Origin of the sequence: Flavobacterium laiguense, assembly GCF_003097655.1 — a bacterium.
Classification (GTDB): domain Bacteria; phylum Bacteroidota; class Bacteroidia; order Flavobacteriales; family Flavobacteriaceae; genus Flavobacterium; species Flavobacterium laiguense.
Map to the genome: position 1 here is coordinate 1 of NZ_QCZH01000020.1, position 21,955 is coordinate 21,955.

At 33.6% G+C, this 21,955-nt stretch carries 19 protein-coding genes; 9 read left to right on the plus strand and 10 right to left on the minus strand.

Going from position 1 to position 21,955, the window contains the following annotated elements; genetic code table 11:
• Positions 1-40: 40 nt before the first annotated feature.
• The 6 genes from DB891_RS14075 to DB891_RS14100 all read right to left on the minus strand — a co-directional run bounded on the left by DB891_RS14075 (position 41) and on the right by DB891_RS14100 (position 8,075).
• Positions 41-2,590, minus strand: coding sequence for a S8 family serine peptidase (locus DB891_RS14075; protein ID WP_116764221.1), 2,550 nt, complete (start codon positions 2,588-2,590; stop codon positions 41-43).
• Between the two features lie 340 nt (positions 2,591-2,930).
• Entirely contained in the window at positions 2,931-3,248 is a 318-nt protein-coding gene (locus tag DB891_RS14080) for a hypothetical protein (protein WP_116764222.1), read from the minus strand.
• 649 nt (positions 3,249-3,897) lie between these two features.
• On the minus strand, positions 3,898-4,350 hold the full coding sequence (locus DB891_RS14085) for a nuclear transport factor 2 family protein (protein ID WP_116764223.1): 453 nt from the start codon (positions 4,348-4,350) through the stop codon (positions 3,898-3,900).
• A gap of 190 nt (positions 4,351-4,540) precedes the next feature.
• Positions 4,541-4,984: a nuclear transport factor 2 family protein gene (locus DB891_RS14090; RefSeq protein WP_223256110.1), complete on the minus strand. Its 444-nt coding sequence runs from the start codon at positions 4,982-4,984 to the stop codon at positions 4,541-4,543.
• A 138-nt stretch (positions 4,985-5,122) separates the two neighbouring features.
• Positions 5,123-6,862 carry a CocE/NonD family hydrolase gene (locus DB891_RS14095; RefSeq protein ID WP_116764225.1) on the minus strand — a complete coding sequence of 580 codons (1,740 nt, stop codon included), beginning with the start codon at positions 6,860-6,862 and terminating at the stop codon, positions 5,123-5,125.
• Between the two features lie 130 nt (positions 6,863-6,992).
• The gene (locus DB891_RS14100; RefSeq protein WP_116764226.1) at positions 6,993-8,075 is read right to left on the minus strand and encodes an NHL repeat-containing protein; all 1,083 of its coding nucleotides are present in this window, start codon (positions 8,073-8,075) and stop codon (positions 6,993-6,995) included.
• 321 nt (positions 8,076-8,396) lie between these two features.
• On the opposite strand from DB891_RS14100, the gene DB891_RS14105 reads away from it, so the two are divergent.
• Entirely contained in the window at positions 8,397-9,449 is a 1,053-nt protein-coding gene (locus DB891_RS14105) for a sensor histidine kinase (RefSeq protein WP_116764227.1), read from the plus strand.
• Positions 9,450-9,671: 222 nt separating this feature from the next.
• On the opposite strand, the gene DB891_RS14110 is transcribed toward DB891_RS14105, so the two are convergent.
• The gene (locus DB891_RS14110; protein ID WP_116764228.1) at positions 9,672-12,065 is read right to left on the minus strand and encodes a TonB-dependent receptor; all 2,394 of its coding nucleotides are present in this window, start codon (positions 12,063-12,065) and stop codon (positions 9,672-9,674) included.
• A gap of 214 nt (positions 12,066-12,279) precedes the next feature.
• Here DB891_RS14110 and DB891_RS14115 point away from each other — a divergent pair, with 214 nt between their 5' ends.
• Positions 12,280-13,335, plus strand: a complete 1,056-nt coding sequence (locus DB891_RS14115; protein ID WP_116764229.1) for a sensor histidine kinase — start codon at positions 12,280-12,282, stop codon at positions 13,333-13,335.
• A 15-nt stretch (positions 13,336-13,350) separates the two neighbouring features.
• Entirely contained in the window at positions 13,351-14,049 is a 699-nt protein-coding gene (locus DB891_RS14120; protein WP_116764230.1) for a LytR/AlgR family response regulator transcription factor, read from the plus strand.
• An 84-nt stretch (positions 14,050-14,133) separates the two neighbouring features.
• On the opposite strand, the gene DB891_RS14125 is transcribed toward DB891_RS14120, so the two are convergent.
• Together DB891_RS14125 and rsmG are read right to left on the minus strand one after the other, a co-directional pair.
• Entirely contained in the window at positions 14,134-14,595 is a 462-nt protein-coding gene (locus tag DB891_RS14125) for a hypothetical protein (protein ID WP_116764231.1), read from the minus strand.
• 104 nt (positions 14,596-14,699) lie between these two features.
• Positions 14,700-15,329, minus strand: a complete 630-nt coding sequence (gene rsmG / locus DB891_RS14130) for a 16S rRNA (guanine(527)-N(7))-methyltransferase RsmG (RefSeq protein WP_116764273.1) — start codon at positions 15,327-15,329, stop codon at positions 14,700-14,702.
• Between the two features lie 106 nt (positions 15,330-15,435).
• Here rsmG and DB891_RS14135 point away from each other — a divergent pair, with 106 nt between their 5' ends.
• The 3 genes from DB891_RS14135 to purT all read left to right on the plus strand — a co-directional run bounded on the left by DB891_RS14135 (position 15,436) and on the right by purT (position 19,296).
• Positions 15,436-16,527: a fatty acid desaturase family protein gene (locus DB891_RS14135; RefSeq protein ID WP_116764274.1), complete on the plus strand. Its 1,092-nt coding sequence runs from the start codon at positions 15,436-15,438 to the stop codon at positions 16,525-16,527.
• Positions 16,528-16,568: 41 nt separating this feature from the next.
• Positions 16,569-17,774: a pyridoxal phosphate-dependent aminotransferase gene (locus DB891_RS14140; RefSeq protein ID WP_116764232.1), complete on the plus strand. Its 1,206-nt coding sequence runs from the start codon at positions 16,569-16,571 to the stop codon at positions 17,772-17,774.
• Positions 17,775-18,105: 331 nt separating this feature from the next.
• Positions 18,106-19,296, plus strand: a complete 1,191-nt coding sequence (gene purT / locus DB891_RS14145) for a formate-dependent phosphoribosylglycinamide formyltransferase (protein WP_223256115.1) — start codon at positions 18,106-18,108, stop codon at positions 19,294-19,296.
• Positions 19,297-19,508: 212 nt separating this feature from the next.
• On the opposite strand, the gene DB891_RS14150 is transcribed toward purT, so the two are convergent.
• Positions 19,509-20,369 (minus strand): AraC family transcriptional regulator, encoded by an 861-nt coding sequence (locus tag DB891_RS14150; protein ID WP_116764234.1) that lies wholly within the window; start codon positions 20,367-20,369, stop codon positions 19,509-19,511.
• Positions 20,370-20,459: 90 nt separating this feature from the next.
• On the opposite strand from DB891_RS14150, the gene DB891_RS14155 reads away from it, so the two are divergent.
• From DB891_RS14155 to DB891_RS14165, 3 genes are read left to right on the plus strand one after another with little or no spacing between them, the layout of a single operon-like run.
• A complete protein-coding gene (locus DB891_RS14155) occupies positions 20,460-20,822 on the plus strand; it encodes a DUF983 domain-containing protein (protein WP_116764235.1) in 363 nt (120 codons plus the stop codon).
• 50 nt (positions 20,823-20,872) lie between these two features.
• Entirely contained in the window at positions 20,873-21,193 is a 321-nt protein-coding gene (locus DB891_RS14160) for a DUF6370 family protein (protein ID WP_116764236.1), read from the plus strand.
• The gene (locus DB891_RS14165) at positions 21,194-21,772 is read left to right on the plus strand and encodes a Crp/Fnr family transcriptional regulator (protein ID WP_116764237.1); all 579 of its coding nucleotides are present in this window, start codon (positions 21,194-21,196) and stop codon (positions 21,770-21,772) included.
• The last annotated feature ends 183 nt before the right edge of the window (positions 21,773-21,955 follow it).

The following is a 21,955-nucleotide window of genomic DNA, read 5'->3' on the forward strand; positions in this document are numbered from 1 at the left end:
AAACAAGAAAAGCCCCGGAATCTTTCAAATTCGGGGCTTGCTAAGGGCTTTTCTCGCCTAGTTTGCTAAATGTTGTACTCGCTTTTGACAAAGTATAGTTAGTTGGTTTTCTATCGTTAAAATTTTCCTTGAATGGTAGATTAAGAGCTGTTAATACCGGTTTATCAATTGGCTCTACATTTATAGCTCTTGATCTTTCAGAAATCAAACCACTTGTAATATCGATAGCACGAACAGTAAACCAATTGTTATCGCCAACTGTAAGATTAGTAAAAGTATATGTTGGATCATTAACAGTAGCAATCAAGTCAAACTGAGACCCATTTAATTTTAATACTTCATATTTTGCACCTACAATTGCATCCCAATCTAATTTATAAGATGTTCCTCCACAACCTGGAGCAACAATTACTAAATTTTTTGGTTCGGACATAATTGAAAAAGTTTCCGTTGAAACTTCAACTTTACTTCCTGCACTAATTCTAATTTTAGCATTTGGAACAAATCCGGCAGGTACTTTCCAAGCAAAATTTCTTGCAGCAGAAGGTACATCAGTCGCGACAATACTATAAGTACTCCCACCATCTACTGAATATTCAATATTAAAAGTTTTTTCATCACCTTCATAATCCCAACGGATGTATTCAGTTGTATCCGGATTAAATTTCTCTCCACCTATAGGATAGGTCAAAACTAATTCGGGTGCAACATAATCATAAACCACAGAAAACTCTTGTGTGTTTAATGGAATACTAGTTCCTGCAACGATAATTTTATAAGTCCCCGCAGCAGGTTTATCTAGTGTAATTTGTTCGATATTATTCAAATTATCTACTCCTCTTTTTGCATTTGCATTTGGAAGAGTTGGATCTAAAATCCAAGGAAGAGTTGTTACTCCATCCTTAACAATTTTAATATCTAAATTATTTACTAATATATCCGTAACTCCTGGAGTTGCTCCTATGTCAGAATAGGCAAGCATAACTTTTAAAGAAGTCAAACCCGCAGGAACAACAATTTCTTTTTCGTAAGATGCACCATTAGCAACCGAGGCAGTATAAAACATTTTATTGTCTAAAACTTTAATTGCTCTTAAGGCATTCAAATTCCCAAAACCATATTTGTAATCCGGCCCTGGATTTCCAGCATCTTTTGCAGTATTGGTAACTAATGCTTTCATCATCGAAGCCAAAGGCTTATCTGCATAAATATTTTTATATCTTTCATATAACAAAACTAATGTACCAGATGTCCCTGGAGTAGCCATTGAAGTTCCGTTCATAAATTGATATCCATTATTATAGTCTAATGAATAAACATTAGTCCCAACTGCTGAGATTTGAGGAACCAAACGCCCGTCCAATGTTGGTCCAAAGCTACTGTAAGAACTAATTAAATCATTAGGGTCATTTGCTGCAACATGAAGTGCGTTTTTTGAAGCTTTTGTAGAAGTATTAAAGCCTCCCGCATAAGCAGTTTGTGCGTTACCATTAGAATACACATTCAACAAATAAGGAAACTTAACCGTCACATCATCATCTCCACGATCTCCAACACCATACCTAACGGTATTATAACCAGACAAAAGATTTGATCCATAAGAATTTGAAGTAAGTTCTACACCATCATTAACAGCGGCAAGTTCTCTTTCCGCATAAACTGGCAAACCATTGGATTGAGTATTGAAATTCCATCCATACATTTGCACATCCGGTGCCATTCCTTTTGCTCTTGGATCTAATATACCTGCTCCACCTATAGTTCCAGAAACATGCGAACCATGTGATGATGGCGACTCATATTCCCTATTGATTAACCTTCCAGTATGATCTGTGTGTTTTTCGATGTTTCCATCCCAAATACCAATTTTCACCCCTTTTCCAGTTAGACCATAACCAAGTCCTGGAATATTAGAATTTAGCATATTGGCTTTGTGAGAAGTTACACCAGGAAGATTATCACTTTCAACTGGAGCAGAAATTAATTCTATATTTTGTACCCAGTTTAATTTTGCAATTTCATTTAATTTTTCATTAGTCACTTGGATATAGACCTGATAAAACGATTCCATATTCTTAAACCCTTTTATGCCTAATTGAGTTAAGTCTTCTGAAATAATTTTACTGTCCACTCCTTTAAAATAGCTGACTACCACTTTTACAGCATTACCCACTTTTGCGTACTCTGGAATGTCTCCGCTTACAATAGTTGGATCAATTTTAAAGTTTGAATCTATTGTAATTGATGTTCTAATATTTTTAGATACTGTCTTTTGACTGTAGTACTTTGAATCAATTGATACATAATACGCATTATTGGACAAATAACTAATAAGCGTTATTCCTTGATTCTTTAGCTCCTTTTGTTCAGCCAAAGTTGGGATTTTTGTAAATTGCAACAAAGTGTATTTATTTTTATCACTTTGTTTATTTACACTTTGTTTAAGCAGATTTGCTTGTTGCTTAAAATTTGAAGTTGTGGTAATTCTATGCCCATTGATTGAAATAGAATAATCATTTTGATAATTACTTTGCGACCATCCGGAAATCGCAAAAAGTATCACAATAAAATTGAGTACTGTTTTTTTCATTTGTGAGATTTTGGTTATTAAGAAGGCAAACCTAATTAATTAAAACACAAAAAACAAAGAATAAAAATTATTTTTTGTTATATAACCCACAAAACATCAATTATACTCATAAAAAAATAACAAACGATTGATTTTACTGCCTAAAAATAACAAAATCTCAAGTTCAAACCTTTCCGACTATATGTAAACTATTGTTTACAATAAATAATGATTAGTTCGGGTTTAAATTTTTTTGGTTGGTGATTTTGCAAAACCAGTATTGCCTTTATAGATTTATGATATTCTTCTACTCCCTACCGTTTTTTTTTGTAGATTGTAGTCACTTCGGCATAAGATAAGTTTAAATCACTACGGACCAAGTACATCTCCCCGACTGTATCATTTTCGTTTTTTGAAAACTTGCTTTGCAGGCAACAGCGGAAAAATCTAGTTCTTCAAACCAAACCTCCACGGTTTGTTGTCCTGACTGTAGTGTTTCAATACTTATGTATGCTTTATTTTCTTTATCCTCTAATGACAAAGCGACTTTTCGATTGCTTTTTAGAGCTATTATGAAACCTGAATTCAATTCTTTTTTACAACAATTCATATTCTCCGCTGAACTGTACCAACTGTCAGCTAAAACGTAATCAAATCTAAATTCCCCGATCGCACTCATGCAGCATTTATCAAAATAATTCATTTTCTGTAAATAACATTTCCGTTTTCTTAAACTAAAATAGCGCCGTTAAAAATATTATTTGCGTAGCAATGTTTCATTAACTTATCAATTTCCATTACCTTGTTTTGTCCGACAGTCAGATTTAATGTCGCTAGTTGAATGATGATGGTTAAAGCGATTACTTTTAATAAAGAATGATTTCATTTATTTTTCATTATTGTTTTTCAATTTATTTTGTTGATTATTATCGGTTTCTAAAAATGTTCAATAATGCCCCTTGCACCTTGACGAGGTCGGGGATTAAGGAAGCCTTCACTTTCGGATCAAGACAGACTTTGCAAATACAAAACTAACTTTAGATTCAGAACAAAGCCCCCAATCTTACCAAACTGCCCGTTGGTTTTTTATTTTTTTCCGTTATATATAAATTCGCTATTTCATCTATAAAATCCTGTGGGGGGGTTTGTTTATAATGGCTATTTAATAAATCTAGAATTGCAATTTTACGAAATTACCTGATGTCTGTTTCTTCTTCCACAGCAGTTTTCTTAGGCAATACTTGTTATATTTAATTTTCGAACCAAAGCATAAAGAAGAACGAATTCTAAATTATTTTGATTCCTACTAGAGTTAGAGTTTATTAACACTATTGATGTTCTGATACATTATTATACTGCCAAAGAACGTTAATAATTTTCCATTCTCCATTAGTCTTTACTATGTGCATGTAGTCAAACCATTCGTCAGCAATTAGCTTAACAGATGCAGTTAATGGAGACACATCCAATAATTTAATTTCTTTCTTCGGATTTTTCGAAAACTTATCACCATTGACATTATAGGTTTCTGCAAGAATAACCAAATTTTCCGCTGAAAATTCAGAAATATAATCTTTTTTCGCCTTTTTACTTTTGAAGACTGACCTTTTTACCACTCGAGGATGTAAAGCATCCTGCATTTGCTTGGGATTGGGATTATGTTGAGACTCAATATATGCAAGTGCCACTCTCCTGATATCAAGCGAGTCTTGAGTTGTCTGACCTTGAACTTTCAAAGCACCAACAATTAGAAATACAATAAAAAATGGAATTAATTTCATAAATATGTTTTAATTAAGATTTATCTTACGTTTAGTGATTTATTAACTCCTCAGATAGCAATTATTTACTTAGCAGTGACGATATTTTTACACTACTGCTTCCTAGCCTATTTACAAAATGACAGGACACAAAAACTAATATTTAGATTAAAAACAAAATCGCTCGTTTTGTGTCGTATTTTATTTTTTGTTATCGAGGTACTCTATAATATGCTTTTGAAACAATTCTCCAACCTTCTGAAAATTTGTAGAGTATCATATGGTCTGTGAAAATTTTCTTTTTATTTTTAAATAAGTTCAAAACCACTGTCGCAGCATTTCCTGAGGTAGTTATGCTTAAATACTCACATTCTGCCTTTGCTGTTGGGTTTCCTGCATTTTGCTTTCGTCCGTTTTCTATTCTTATTATCCAATCCTCTAATGAAAGTGGTGAAATGTCATTATTTTCTAAACTTAGCATTTTAAATGTAGGATGAAAACCTTTTCTTATTTCATCAATTGATCCACCATTATGTATTCCGCCTATATAAGCGTTTTCAATAACAGCTTTAATTAAATCGTCTTCGGTTTTAGTTTGCCCAAAAGTTAGTGTACTAATTAGAAATAAAAGGAGTATTAGTGTTGTCTTTCTCATAATTGATTTGTTAGTTGTTTTATTTTTGTTATAATTTTTACATTCTAAATTTCTATTAATCATTGACTTTAAAAGTACAAAAAGTTTTGAGGTTTGCCTTAAATTCTAAACTTCTAAAATTGACTTTTCATCTATCTATTATTTCCAAACCGGAATCTTTACAAAACTATCATTATACCATTTTACTTTTAATGGCTCTTTGGCATCTTCAATAGTTTCATCACTAACCCCTTTTCCTGTTCCATAATTTAATTGAGAAAATCGATTTTTATTCACATTGATAGCCACAAGTAAACGACTTCCTTTACTCAATTGCTTACTGACCAAATGTGTATTCGAAAAAGGGATAGATTCGATTTCATTTGGTTTCAACAAATTTCTTTTTGCAATGTCTTTGGCATAACTGGCACGACCTATAAAATAAGACAAATGAAAATAGTCTCCATTTGGCATTACTTCATATAAGGTAACACCAATATCCATATCTTTTTTGTTGATACTTACTTTTATCTCCCCTAAAAACGAACCATTAATTAACATCGATTCTTTCAAGGGTTCACTTATAAAAACAAATCCATTGCTGGTATCAATTTCTTTTCTAATAATGGGATCTGGGTAGTAATCATTATTTTCCGTTTGTCTATCAGCAAAATTAACTTCTTGATACAGATAACTTTTCTGAATCGGTTTTTTAGGATTTAAAGCGTAAAAATTCCCCGATTTACTATCAGTCAAATACATCTTCAAGAAATCATTGCTCATTTTGTCAAGAGACGGAGCACTTCGCCACTCATTTGCTCCCATTACTTGATAGTTAATTTTATCTTTAAGCATTTCTGGTTTCTGTCCGTTTTTCAAAATAAAATCGAACCATTGATATGTTATTTTTTGGGTATTGATCAATGCGTTTGAATCCACTTTATAGCCGTTCAATACAGCATCGCCTTCCCGTTGAGCACCCAAATGACTGTAAGGACCGATAATAAGGTAATGATTTGCTTTAGGATTATATTTATTATGCTCCCTCACATAATACAAACCTGAGTTCTGGGAGTCATTATAATATCCATCAATTGATAACACAGGAATATTTATTTGTGCAAATTCTTTTCCGTACGGTGCCATTTTCTGCCAATATTCGTCAAATAAAGGATGACTTATCCATCGTTGAAACAACCTATTGGGACTTCCGTCAATACTGTCTAGTTTTTTATAGGCAACACCTGTTTCCCACCATTTGTTTTGCATTTTTCTAAAGCGCTGTCTGTCATTCCCTGCAATAGTATCTAAGTATTTGTTATTCCCAACATAAAACGACCATTCGTAATTGGGATTTATAAAAACGTTGTTTTCCATTGGCAATCCCATTCCCGGTCTGTTGGCTACATAAGGAACTATAGTTTTAAGTGCAGGATGAAGTTTTTTACAAGCTGCCCATTGTGTAAATCCGTTATAACTACCTCCATACATACCTACACTTCCGTTACACCATTCTTGTTTACTTATCCAATCAATTACATCATAAGTATCGTTGGCGTCATTTTCATAAGGGAATATTTCATTTGAACTAAACCGCTTCCCTCTGGCATAAGCAATTACGCCAACATAATCCTTGTCTGCTGCTGCTTTTAAGGATTTAATATCTCTGCCTTTGTCCTGTACATAAATGGTATATTGAAGGATGACAGGTTTTGGAGTAGTGATTCCTTTTTTTCGCACCACCATAGCCGATATAAATGCACCGTCCCGGGTTTTAATCATCACACTGTCTTGAATGTTATATACACTTTTCGCATCTTCAAACTTTGTTGTTCTTGTTTGCTGTGCTGATGTGTTAAGTACAATCATAAAAAGAATAAAATTCAAAAATATTTTCATTGAGATGTGTTTTTTAAAATGTACATATTTGGTTTAGTAGGCGAATTCATGACCATAATACAACACAGTTTGTTAATTTTATAAAAATAAAAACCAGTACTTTTCTTAGATTTTGGTCTCAATTTAAAAATTATAACTGGAAACAAGAAATCGTATGAAAATTATCTATTTCTGTATTCTTCGGACCTTTAAAAGTATCATAGTTTACGACAAGCAATTTACCCTTATACATGATGGTTTCACAAGGATTATCCAATTGCCCGTCCGCACCATCATTGTTCCCATTTTCCCAAATCAAAGAGATCGTATTGGTATTTAAATCCAGTTGATGAACACTATTGTTGTCGTAATTTGCTATGAAAATAGAATTTCTTTTCTCATCGTAAAAAAAGCCATCGCAGCATTTTAATTTATCAGAATCAAAAACTACTTTTTTAGATTTTACTTTACCATCTTTAGTGAATTCAAATTTTGTAATCACACCATCTCCAAAATTCCCCGCATACAAATTCCCTTTTTTGTCGAATGCTATGCCGTCAATTCCAATTGAATTTCCTTTAATTTCGGGCTTCAAAGTAAATAGACTTACTAAATATTTTTCTTTTGTTGATGAATCTAGAACTATTTTGCTTCTATTTAATTCTTCTAATGAAAAACTATAAATACTGCTTTCTCTTTTCTTATCACCCAAAGCATCTGTTATATAAACTCTATTTTTAGACCATCTAACGGCTTCTCCAAAATTGAAACCTTCAGCCAAAACCTCCGCATATTTAGGGCTCCCTTTTTCGACAACGACCCTAATTAATCTCGAGAAATTTTCTTTCCCCGCGAAATATTGGTTATCCATCAAATATAAATTCCCGTCAGGACCAAATTCCATTCCCATCGGATGCACTCGTTTTGTGATTGGATGAAGTGGTAATTGATCAAACCAAGTTACTGGTTTGTCATTTTTATCGAAAGTTAAAATTTTAGATCCGTTTTTTTCAAACGAAGTAGGGTTTAATACCGATAAATAGAGGTTTCCTTTTTTATCCAAAGCCATTCCGTCTGGCGTTGTGCAGGTCTCCCCTAAATTGGCAAATAAAGTTGGCTTAATTGATCTGGAAGTTTCATTAATAGTAATCTCTTGTTTTGCTTCCTGCGAAAATAAGTTTAGGGAATAAACCACCATTGTGATAGTCATAGCATTTTTAAAAATTGATTTCATATTCTGATTTATTAGTTTTTAATTACTTTTTGACAACATTAAGACATACTCTGTTTCACTAGCCTTTCTAGTAACAACACGAACAATAGAATGATTTTAATTATCATGGCTTACTTTTTTTAAGCTAAAATAGCACAACAACATCATCCCTATTTTTATCAGCAGTTAAAAAAGCCGTTTCCGCATTCAAAGAATCGATTATTGAGCATTCCTGTATTCATGGGCTCAAATACTATTTTCAGAAGCTAAAATTCATTATTCGTCATACTGTATGAAGTATGCTTTGATAATTTATTAACTTTCCGCCTCCTAAAACACAATATGAATTTTCTCAAAAACACAGATTTAAAAAGAGTTGCAAGCCATTGCTTATTTTGGTTGTCCTTTATGCTACTATATATTTCTGGCAAGTCAGAGGATACGGGATATTATTCCTTTATTTTTATATATAGCTTCAAAATTTTAGTACAAGCGATTGCGGCTTACGGATTAATTTATTGGATTATCCCAAATTTGCTAAACAAAAAAAAACACCTCCTTTTCATACTGTTTTCCATCAGCTGGCTGTATTTTGTTTTTGCTTTTTTAATGGTATTGAAGTATTACTACCTCGAGCCAAAATTTCCAGGTTTTTTCGACGATTGGTTTGGACATAAAATGTCAGTCCCAGAAAGATTAACTTCTTTTAAATTGATATTCCGTGAATTCTCCTTTATAACGTACCCAATTATTATAATGGGCTTTATTAGCTTTAACAGAAAACAACAACGCCTTTTAAAACTAGAAGAAGAAAAAAAATCAATGGAGCTCAAAGTGCTGAAAAACCAACTGAATCCTCATTTTCTATTCAACACCCTAAACAACCTCTATGCTTTGACACTCAAAAAAGACGACAAAGCGCCCGAGATTATTGCCAAATTATCCGAAATATTAGATTTTGTCTTGTACCGTTGCAATGATGATTTTGTTCCTATAGAAAAAGAAATTTACCTGTTAGAAAATTATATTTCATTAGAGCAACTCCGGTATAATGAAAACAGATTGGACATTTCGTTTACCAAAGACATCCAAGAAAACAGCAAAATTTCACCGCTGATTTTGTTGACTTTTGTTGAAAACGCTTTTAAACACGGCGTAATCAATGAAACCGAAAAAGCAGTAATTCGCATAAATTTGCAAACCAAAAAACAGCAAATTATTTTTAGTATCGAAAACACAAAACCTCAAAACAAAACTGCGAAAGCATTTGAAAAATCACAAATAGGACTCGAAAACGTCCGAAAACAATTGGATTTACTGTATCCTAAAAAGCATCAGTTGGAAATAGATGAAACCCAAAGAAAGTTTGTTGTGAAACTCATGCTTACCGTTTAAAAATCTCTATGGTATAGGATCGAATTCCATAGTTCCATTTTATCAGATGCGGAATTTGGGATAAGAAAACTTTCAGATTTTGTCAGTGTGAGCATAGCTGAAGACCAGCCTGTGGGTCTTCGACTACGCTACCATTGACGTCTTTAGAATAAAAATTCCACCTCAGACTGACAGCTCTCCATACTTTTAGATTGTCTCTAGTGATTTTAAATTGCTGTCAAATTAGCTCCCCGTCCTGCTTCTTTCCTCTTCATTACCCGTTACTCTTTGCTTAGCGTCACTCTTTTTATTCCCAAATTTATACGAAACAGAAAGCTGAAAAGATTGATTGTCATAATAATTTTTACCTTCTTGATAAACACCATTAACGGTAGAACTACTATTTATTTTTTCGGTTTTAAATATATCTGTCCCTCTTAAGGACATTTTTAAATCTTTATTCCACAAAAGATATTGAAACGCCAGAGAAAAAGAACTCATTTCTCTATTAGTAGAAATACCGTCTATACCCGGAAAACTATACCAATAACTCACATTAAAAAGTAGTGTTTTATCGGCATTCAAATTAAAATCATTATTGGTTGACAACCTCGAATTGAATCCCTTTTGTTCCCTTCGGGCAACGGTTAAACTAGATTTAGAAATAGCATAATTGAAATCGACCGCATTATTGCTTGTCCACCATTTGAATCCATCGAAAACATAATTCTCCGAAATTCCATAACGTTGTGTATCTATATAATTTTCGCTTGTATGTAGAATCTCATTTGAATTAGGGTCAACGATTGTAACCTCTGAAATTAAATTATTCTCATAACTAAAATAAAACTTACTTTCAATTTTTTTATAAGTATAGGTTAGCTCTGTATTATCAATAAATGCAGGTTGCAAAAATGGATTACCTTTAAAAGATTGAAAAGGGTTCCAAAAATGAGTGTTAGGATTCAAATCCCTAAATTGAGGTCTTTCAATTCTTTTGCTATAGCTAAAGCTAAAAGTCGAATTGTCATTTGCGATATAAATCAAATAGGCGGTTGGGAAAAACTTAATGTAATCTTTATTAATTGATTGGCTTAAGCTTCCAGCAAAAATCTTGGTTTGGGTAGTTTCCATTCTTAATCCAAATTGGGAGTCCCAGTGATCATTTATTTTTTTGCTTCCCGATAAATAAACCGCTTGTATGTTCTCGGTATAGTCAAACTCACTTTGCTTGAAAGGCATTTCTAAAACTGGTTTATCTACCAAGCCACTATTGAAGGCTGAAATGTTATTATTTGATTTTGAATTCGAAACTTTACCACCAAAACTCAAAGTCGCCCATTTTGTGGGGTAATCAAAATCTAATTTCCCCGATACGTTCGTTATGCCTTGTATATTGCTATTTATTCCTGCAAAATACTGCTGAGAGTACGGATTTTCGACAACCGAAATACCATTATAAGTTCTACTATCTGTTGTTTTATAATTAAAATAATCCAGATTTAAAGTGATTTTTTTGCCTAAAGAATCAATTTTAAATTCATTATAAAAATTGAATGAACTAATACCTACTTTTAGCGTCGCTACTCCTCCATTTGACTTTAAATAGCTCGTGATGTTACCATTGGCATTATCATAAATACCTGTAAAAGGACTATCCGTGAATAATGGTTGGGAATTATTAAATAATGTTTGTCCACCCACAATCCATTTTGGAGTTATTTGATAATCAATACCAAATTTTCCATAGATTCTCGTATTTACACTTTTGTACGAGGAATTAGTGTGCCACATTTCTGTTGGAAAATAAGTATAATCATCTTGGATATTGTATCTTTTGCCAGACAAATAATTTAAAGACGATGTAATACCTAATTTATTTTTATTATAATTGAAATTACCCATTACAGCACCCTGGCTATAAAATCTTTGAAGGTAAGTAGATCCTACCAAGGCATTCCAAGAATCTTTTTTTGCTTTTTTTAATTTAATATTAACCAAACCACTTTTACCTTCAGCCTCATATTTAGCAGGTGGTGTTGTAATTACTTCTATACTTTTAATATTATCGGATGGAATTGATTTCAGATAATTAGCCAAGTCTTCCTCAGAAAGTTGGATGATTTTATCATCGATCATAACAGCTAAATTGCTTTTCCCAATAATAGTTATATTGTCATTCTGCACTTTTATCCCTGGAGTGACTCTAAGCGCTTCCAAAGCATCTCCTCCTGTGGCATTAATCGAATTTTCGACATTAAAAACCAAACGATCTACTTTTCTTTCGATCAGTTCCTTTTTCACTCCAACTACAACCGACTCTAACTGAATTGCGTTATCAATTGTTATAACGCCCAAATCTAAAGCAGCCGTTAACGATATGTTTTTTGTAAACAAAAGCTCATTTACTTGTCGAATTTCCAATATATAATTTCCTTGGTTTACTTCTAAGACAAAGTCCCCTTTATCGTTTGTAAGTTCGCTTTTTCTATTTTTGGCATCTTCGCCTATTAGAATAACTTCGGCAAAAACGACAGGATTACTTGCAGTAGTTACAACATTCCCAGTAATTTTAAACTGGGCAGACATTGATGTACAAGAGAATACCAAAAAGGCAATAATGTATTTTAATTTCATGGTTTACTTTTTTTGGGCTAAAGTAATCCTGTAATCTTAATCTTAATTTAGACGCAAATAAAAAGACAACTTTAGCATATGAAGAATGCATTTTCCAATAATAATGCATTCATGGGCTGGAATGCCGTTTTCATAAGCTAAAGACCATTATTTGTCTCATACAATAAACCAAGCATATATATTTTAGTAACTTGCATGCTTATAAAAGCATAGTATGAATTTTCTAAAAAACATAAACCTAAAAAGAATTCTAAGCCACAGTTTGTTTTGGTTTGGTTTTTTGATAATACACTTTGTTACAAAAAGTTTTGACTATAAAAAATACGATGACCTAGTTTATATCTTTCTTTCTGAAACAATTATTCAAGCTATTGGAGCGTATGTCTTGATTTACGTTTTGATCCCTAATCTTCTCATTCCAAAGAAATACCTCCTTTTTATTGTCCTTTTTGCTATTTGGTTATACCTTGTTTTTACAATGCTTACAGCCCTCAAATATTTTCATCTTGAACCCAAGTTTCCTCAGTATTATTCGGAATGGGATAAATGCCCCAACACATTACTTCAAAGATTAATCAGTTTTAGGTTGTTCTTTACAAAAACCATTTGGTTGTTTTTCCCTGCTTCAGTTATTGGATTAATTCGTTTTTACAAAAACCAACAACATCTTTCCAAAATAGAAGAAGAGAAAAAATCAATGGAACTCAAAGCCCTAAAAAGCCAACTGAATCCTCATTTTTTATTCAACACCCTAAATAACCTCTATGCTTTGACACTCAAGAAAGACGATAAAGCACCCGAGATTATTGCCAAATTATCCGAAATATTAGATTTTGTCTTGTACCGTTGCAATGATGATTTTGTTTGTATAAAAAAGGAAATCAACCTACTGGAAAACTATATTTCATTAGAAAAATTACGGTATAATGAAAACAGGCTAGACATTTCGTTTACCAAAGACATTCACGAAGACAGCAAAATTTCACCGCTAATTCTGTTGACTTTTGTAGAAAATGCTTTTAAACACGGCGTAATCAATGAAACCGAGAAAGCAGTAATTCACATGAATTTAGAAACTAAAAAACAGCAAATTATTTTCGGCATCGAAAATACAAAACCCCAAAACGAAACGGCAAGAAGATCAGACAAATCACAAATCGGACTCGAAAACGTTCGGAAACAACTGGATTTATTATATCCAAAGAGACATCAATTGGATATAGAAGAAACTCAAAAAATGCACTTAGTTAGGCTAACGCTAAACATTTAAAATATAAATTTCAATATGAAATACAAATGCATCATCGTTGACGACGAACCTTTGGCAAGAGAATTAATTGCGTCACATTTAGCCCATTTCGATAATTTCGAATTGGTTGCTTCTTTTGAAAATGCCTTGACAGCATACACTTTCTTAGAATCAAACATAATAGATTTGATGTTTCTGGATATTGAAATGCCATTACTCAAAGGAAATGATTTTCTAAAAAAACTAAAGAATCCGCCTAAAGTAATTTTCACAACTGCCTACAGAGAATATGCCATAGAAGGCTACGAACTCAATGTGATTGATTATCTTTTGAAACCCATCACTTTTGATCGCTTTTTTGTTTCGATAGAAAAATTCAAACAATTACAAATTCCGAAAGCACCTGAAAATTTAACCAACGAAGATCACATATTTGTGTCTTCCGGCAGTAAAAACATCAAGATTATTTTCGATCATATTTTATTCGTAGAAAGTCTCAAAGACTACATTACCATTCATCTCGAAAACGGAAAATCACATCATCTTAAGCAGAATATTTCCGCTTTCGAAAAAGTATTGGATTCAAATTTTGTCCGAATCCATCGCTCTTATATTATTCAGGCAAAAAAACTAACCGCATACTCGAAAAACGAAGTAGAAATAAATGCGATAGAAATTCCAATTGGAAGTAGTTATAAAGAGACTTGGCTGGATTATTTAAAAGATCAAAAATAAAACCCCATAAGAATTCAAAACATTTTGAGTTCTTATGGGGTTTATATTTTGAAATTAAAATCACCTATAAAAGTGCTTTTTTTATTATCTCTCTGCCGATTTATTTATCTCTTCAAAAATAAACTCTGAATTATCGTAATCTATAGGGGCATCGTGTGAAAAATAATGAATATTCATATAACTCATTGCCAAACCTTTACCTAACATAATCTTATTCCCCCTTCTTAATAAAGCGATAGGAACTATATTGTTATTCCCACCATAGGTCTTATAGTTATATAGCCCTATCAAGGTATCTCCACAAATTTTCCCTCTTATATCTCCCGAATCTTTACCTAAAGTCCCATATCTTATCTCATACATACCTGTAAAATGGGTTTGGGTCAACGATATTGATAAAAAGGCTGTATCCTTACCATTTACAGCTTGATAAAAAGATTTTTTTTCTTTGAATCTCTTTTCTTTAGCACAACCACATAATAGCGATAATAAAAGAATAGAAAATAAAGTAGTAAAATTTGCCAATACCCTTTTCCCTTTATACATAGTTTACTAAAATCATTTTATCAAAATAAGAGCAAAAAAATTCTCGCCTTATAAAACAATCCTCTTTAAATTCTTGTGCGGTTTGTTTTTCAAATACAAATAATCTACACTACAAATTTCAACGGCAAATGCACCACTTTCTTGGTTTCAAAAAACTCATCATCAAAGAAATCAGAAATATTATATTCGGTGGCTTTAGGAAAATCTTTCAATTCCTCTGTTAAGTCTCCTCCTTTTAGATAAAGAATACCGTTTTTCAATTCGTGTTTACTTTGCTTCTTAATTTTAGTTTTCACCCAAGAAACAAAATCAGGCATATTGGTCACTGCACGGCTTACTATAAAATCGAAATCCCCTTTAACATTTTCGGCCCGAAGTTGCTCAGCTTTTACATTTTTTAGTTCTAAAGCTTCGGCAACAGCCTGAACTACTTTTATTTTTTTGGCAATAATATCAATCAGAAAAAAACGGGTTTCCGGAAAAAGTATCGCCAATGGAATCCCAGGAAATCCACCTCCAGTTCCCACATCCAAAACATAAGTTCCGGGTTCAAACTTATTTACTTTGGCTATAGCCAAAGAATGCAATATATGTTTAGTGTACAAAGAATCAATGTCTTTACGGGAAATAACATTGATTTTTTCATTCCAATCGTGGTATAAAAAATCCAATTTTTGAAACTGTTCTATCTGAATATCAGATAGGTTAGGAAAATACTTTAGAATCTCGTCCATCTTAAAAATTTTTAACAAAAGTACTGCTTTTAGCTCATAAATATTTAACTCAATATTGTATATTGAAAATTTATATTGGTTACCTTTGCAAATATTCAAAAAACATATGAACAATACCGCACCTACATTTGCAAAACAAGACAACCTAAAGTTTTTTAGAACGCTTAACTCCCGAGTAAACAGCTATTTCAAAGAAAACAATATAGAAAAAACTGGAAACTGGAAAATCCACTTAAAGACTGTAATTCTTTTTACTGTTTTTCTTGTTCCTTATTTCTTGATATTAACTTTAGACATGCCATTTTGGGCACACCTTCTATTGACCATTGTTATGGGAATTGGGATGGCCGGAATTGGAATGAATGTTATGCACGATGCCAATCATGGATCTTATTCTACCAAAAGCTGGGTTAATAAAATCATGGGAGGAACCATATACGTATTAGCCGGAAACGTACACAACTGGCAAGTGCAACACAACGTATTACACCATACCTATACTAATATAATTGGTCATGACGAAGATCTAGAAGCAGGAAGAATCATGCGTTTCTCCAAAGAAGCAGAATGGCATAAATTCCATAAATTCCAACAATATTACGCTGTATTTTTATACGGATTGTTGACTTTCAATTGGGCAATCACTACCGATTTTAAACAAATGAGCAGTTACCTAAAAAGAAAATTATCTTATGGCGAGCCAAAAAGTCCCAAAACACTTTGGACTACATTAATCATCACAAAAGTCATTTACTTATCGATTTGGATCGTTTTACCTATCGTTATTGGAATCACTTGGTGGAAAGTACTTATTGGATTTTTCATCATGCATTATACTGCCGGACTAATCTTAAGTATTGTATTTCAATTGGCACATGTTGTCGATGAAGCCGCTAATCCACAACCAAACGAAGCTGGCGAAATGGAAAACACTTGGGCCATTCATCAATTGTTCACTACTGTGAATTTTGCTCCAAAAAACAAAATTGTAAACTGGTACACAGGAGGATTAAACCACCAAATCGAGCACCATATTTTTCCACACATTAGCCACGTTCATTATGGTAAAATTGCAAAAATCGTAAAAGAAACGGCCAAAGAATGCCAATTACCATATTACGAATACAAAACAATGTCAGCAGCTGTTGTTGCACATTTCAAACATTTAAAAACACTGGGGTTAAAACCAGCACTATAATAATTATCTAAAAAAGAATAAACCAAAAAAATTACATTTTAATGAGCAATCCACTTTCAGACAGAATTAACAATTTAGCTACATCACAAACATTAGCGATGGCTGCATTGGCAAGAGAATTAAAAGCACAAGGAAAAGACATTATCAGTTTAAGTTTAGGAGAACCAGATTTTAATACTCCGGATTTCATCAAAGAAGCTGCCAAAAAAGCGATCGATGAAAACTACAGCACATACTCTCCAGTAGAAGGTTACGCAGAATTGAAAGAAGCAATCTGCAGAAAGTTCAAAAGAGACAATAACTTAGATTACAAACCATCACAAATTGTGGTTTCAACAGGAGCCAAACAATCTTTATACAACATTGCACAAGTAATGCTTAATGATGGTGACGAGGTAATTTTACCAGCACCATACTGGGTAAGTTATTTCGAAATTGTAAAATTATCAGGAGGAGTTCCTGTAGAAGTTCCAACTTCTGTAGACACGGATTTCAAAATCACTCCAGAACAATTAGAAGCAGCTATTACACCAAAAACAAAAATGATGTGGTTCAGTTCTCCTTGTAACCCAAGTGGATCGGTTTACAACAGAGAGGAATTAACTGCCCTAGCCAAAGTTTTAGAAAAACACCCTAACGTATACGTAGTATCAGACGAAATTTACGAGCACATCAACTTCTCAGGAACTTTCTGCAGTATTGCATCTATTCCTGGAATGTTAGAAAGAACCATAACTGTAAATGGAGTTGCCAAAGCATTTGCCATGACAGGATGGAGAATTGGATACATTGGAGCACCTGAATTTATCGCAAAAGCTTGTATCAAAATGCAAGGTCAAGTAACCAGTGGAGCTAACAGTATTGCTCAACGCGCTACGATCACTGCTGTAGATGCTGATCCATCTGTTTTGAAACACATGGTTGACGCTTTCCAAAGCCGTAGAGATCTAGTTGTTGGATTGTTGAAAGAGATTCCAGGAGTAAAAATCAACGTTCCAGAAGGAGCTTTTTATGTATTCCCAGACGTATCTTCTTTCTTCGGAAAAACATTAAGAGGTACATTAATCAAAGATGCTAACGATTTCTCTATGTATCTTTTAGGTGAAGCCAATGTAGCAACCGTAACAGGTGACGCTTTTGGAAACCCAAATTGCATCCGTTTCTCTTACGCAACCAGCGAAGATTTATTAAAAGAAGCATTACGTAGAATTAAAGAAGCCGTATCGCTTACTGAAATTCTGGCTTAATATATTATTGATTTAAATTGAAGTTTCAGGTTTCAGGTTTCACAACTTGAAATCTGGAACTTTTTTTCTTTTAAGAACTTATGGAGCGTGCCACCATAAAGCAAAGGGGCCAACTTACCATCACGGTGAGTAGGCCCCTTCCCTTTATGCTGTCGGGCCATCCATGCTACTTCGGTAGCTTATTCCTGTCCCTCACGCGAGCAAGCGGGTAAAAACGAGATTAGAATATTTCCCAAAAAAGAATTAATCAACCTCAAAAAAAATTACACACAAAAACGTATTTTTGTTACAATTACACAAAACAAACTAAACGCATAAACAGCATAACCCTATTAAACTTCTTTCAATGAAAATACTACTTCTAGGCTCAGGCGAATTAGGAAAAGAATTTACAATCGCTGCACAACGCATCGGACAAACCGTAATTGCTGTTGACAGTTATGAAAATGCCCCAGCTATGCAAGTAGCACACGCTTTTGAAGTCATCAATATGCTCGATGGAGACGCTTTAGACCAAATCGTTGCCAAACATCAACCCGATTTCATTGTTCCCGAAATAGAAGCCATCAGAACAGAGCGTTTTTATGATTACGAAAAGCAAGGTATCACAGTAGTTCCATCTGCAAAAGCAGCAAACTTTACCATGAACAGAAAAGCCATTCGGGATTTGGCTTCCAAAGAACTAGGGTTACGCACCGCCAATTATCGTTATGCTACTTCAGCCGAAGAACTGCACAAAGGCGTTGAAGCCGTTGGAATGCCATGTGTAGTAAAACCATTAATGTCTTCCTCCGGAAAAGGACAATCAACCATCAAAACTGCTGACGATATTGACAAAGCCTGGCAATACGCCGTTGAAGGCTCCCGTGGCGATGTTGTGGAAGTTATCGTTGAAGCTTTTGTTAAGTTCAATTCGGAAATTACATTACTGACCGTCGTTCAAAACAGCAACCCCACTTTATTTTGTGCGCCTATCGGACACAGACAAGAACGTGGCGATTACCAGGAAAGCTGGCAACCGGCAAAAGTATCCGACAAAGATCTATACGAAGCACAAGACATGGCCGAAAAAGTAACCGAAGCTTTGGGTGGGGCGGGATTATTTGGAGTTGAATTTTTCCTTACCGATGACGGCGTTTATTTCTCAGAATTATCACCTAGACCGCACGATACCGGCATGGTCACTTTGGCGGGAACGCAAAACTTCAATGAATTCGAATTGCATTTGCGCGCCATTTTGAGTCTCCCGATTTTTGAAATTACTTTAGAAAAAGCAGGAGCGAGCGCTGTAATTTTGGCTTCCGAAATCCCGATAGCTATCGGGACAACAAATCCTACTTACACCGGAATAGAAAAAATTGCCGCTTTACCCAAAACTGATTTTAGGATTTTTGGCAAACCGACTTCAAGACCGTATCGCAGAATGGGTGTAGCCTTAGTCAATGATACTTTAGACACTCCAATAGAAGAAGTAGTAGAAAAAGCAAAAGAAGCCGCCAAATTAGTCAAAGTACATTCTTAATTTATTCGTGAATATAATTCAAAAAAAACATTTTTTTACCACATAGAGACATAGAAATAAAACTTCTGAATAAAGAGATAATAGAAATAGCACTATTTTTCACACAGCTTGACTATGTGAAAAGTAAAACATCTATCAAATTCTTTCAAACACTATAATTTCTATGCCTCTATGTGGTAAAAATCAATTATAACCAACAGATGACTTATATATTACTTAGAAACCCGAAAAGCTGTAGGCGTCATTGCTGTATGCTTCTTGAATAATCGTACAAAATAGGAATAGTCTTCGAAACCCAACACTGTTGCAATTTCGTTGACTGTTCTTTTTTTATCCATCAGCATTCTTTTGGCTTCCAAAATAATTCTGTCTGTAATCACCTGAGTAGTGGTCTTTTTCAAGATTTCATTGCATATCCTATTCAAATGCTTCAGCGTAATATGCAGTTGTGACGCATAAAAAGAAGGCGCTTTTTCTGTCCAAAAATATTTCTCCAAAAGTGCGTCAAAATTTTTTATTTTCAGATTATAGGAATGTGTCTCCAGAACAAAATCTTCATTGTACTTTCTAGCAATTTCGATGTGAATACTATCCAACAAGTTCATAATTTTATCTTGCTTCATCATTTTATCCCCTTGATACTCCTTTAGCATATTGTAAAAATAAGGTTCTAACGCTTTTGACTCATTAGCATCAAAAAACATTTCAGGAGAACTCCCCAATGAAGAATAAAACGAATAAGCATTTATTGTCTTTTGCCTAAAATAAAGATTGTACATCTCTTGAGAATAGAATACAACAAAACCATCAATATCATCAGACAAATCCCAATGATGCATTTGTCCAGGTTGCATAAAAAACATACTCCCGGACTGAATCTTAAAAGTATCAAAATCGATATCATGCGTTCCGGATCCTTTGGTAAAAAAAACCAACACATACGAATTATGTCTATGCGGCTCTTCTACAAAACTATGGTCGATTAGGTGATTCTTGAAGGTGTTGATATACAAATCACAATTGACCGCATTGCAATTGAATCGCTGAATGGAATAAACGGGATATTTCCTCATGACTTCTTCAATGTCTTTATTGTGCTATAATTAGCGAATATAGAAAACATCTGTGAGACGAATAAAAAATACCTTTGAAAAAAATAAAAAATGTCACACACACTCGTTCACATCCTAAATAACGATTGCCCACATTGCCTCGAAGGGAAAGTATTTAACGAAAAAAACATCTTCTTAAATATTGGATTTCCAAAAATGAATCAATATTGTCCCCATTGTCATTTCAAATTCGAAAAAGAACCTGGTTATTTCTTTGGCGCCATGTATGTAAACTACGGATTAACTGTAGCACAAGGAATAGCCACTTATTTAATTGCACAACAATTTTTTACTGAAACTTTCGACTTGAGAATCATTGCTGTTATTGCCATAGTCATTGTATCGATGGCCTCATTCAACATTCGCCTTTCCAGATTATTGTGGATTTATATGTTTAAAAACTATTCCATTTAGAATTAAAGCTAAAATAAAATCATTATCTTACGACTTCAAATTTAGTCTAAATGAAAAATCTATTCTCAATCGCATTATTATTTACAGCACTAATGTCTAGTGCTCAAGAAAAAAAAGAAGTTTTAAAATCCCAAATTGTAGAAGTTTCCTGTGGTGAGTGTAATTTTGGATTAAAAGGAAAAAGCTGTGATCTGGCCGTCCGCATCGATGGAAAAGCCTATTTTGTAGATGGAACACGCATAGACGATCACGGGGATTCACATGCCAAAGATGGTTTTTGCGAAACCATCAGAAAAGCAGAGGTTACAGGAGAAATAATCGACAATCGTTTCAAAGTCACCTCCTTTACTTTACTTCCTGAGAAGAAATAAATGGCTTTAATACTCGAAAACATCGGGCAACACGTAACGCTCACAAAACAAGAGCAAGAACTTTTCTTGTCCAAAACAGAAATACACCATTACAAAGCCAAAACCATTTTATTAAATAGTGGCGCGATTTGCAAACATTCTTATTTTGTAAATTCTGGCATTCTACGCAGCTTCAACATTAATGATAATATTGTTGAACACGTGTTGAGTTTTGCCTGCCAAGGTTGGTGGATTGGCGACATGTATAGTTTGCTTTCGCAAAAACCGGGCAACCTGTTCATAGAAGTTTTAGAAGATGCTGAAGTGGTTTTATTATCCAAAGAAAATCAAGAAATATTGTATCGAGAAATTCCTAAACTGGAACGTTTCTTCAGGATACTGACCGAAAACTCCTTGGTCGCCAACCAAGAACGTTTAATGGACAACCTCAGCCTTACTGCCGAAGAACGGTTCGAAAAATTTTGCAAAAAATACCCAACCCTTCTTCAGAAAGTCCAACAAAAACAAATTGCTTCCTATATAGGAGTAACTCCTGAGTTTTACAGCAAAATGAAATCTAGATTGTTAAAGAAACAGTAATTGGTGATTTAAAAAAACAAACACACTAAATTTAATTCCAAGATAAAATGCCTTAGAATAAATCAAAAAAGATGTGGCAAATCTGAGATTCTTCCTCTTTAGATCGATACTAAAATCCTCATTCAATCAAAATAATGAAATTTTTGACTATATTTTTTCCTAAATTAGCAAACAAATAACTAT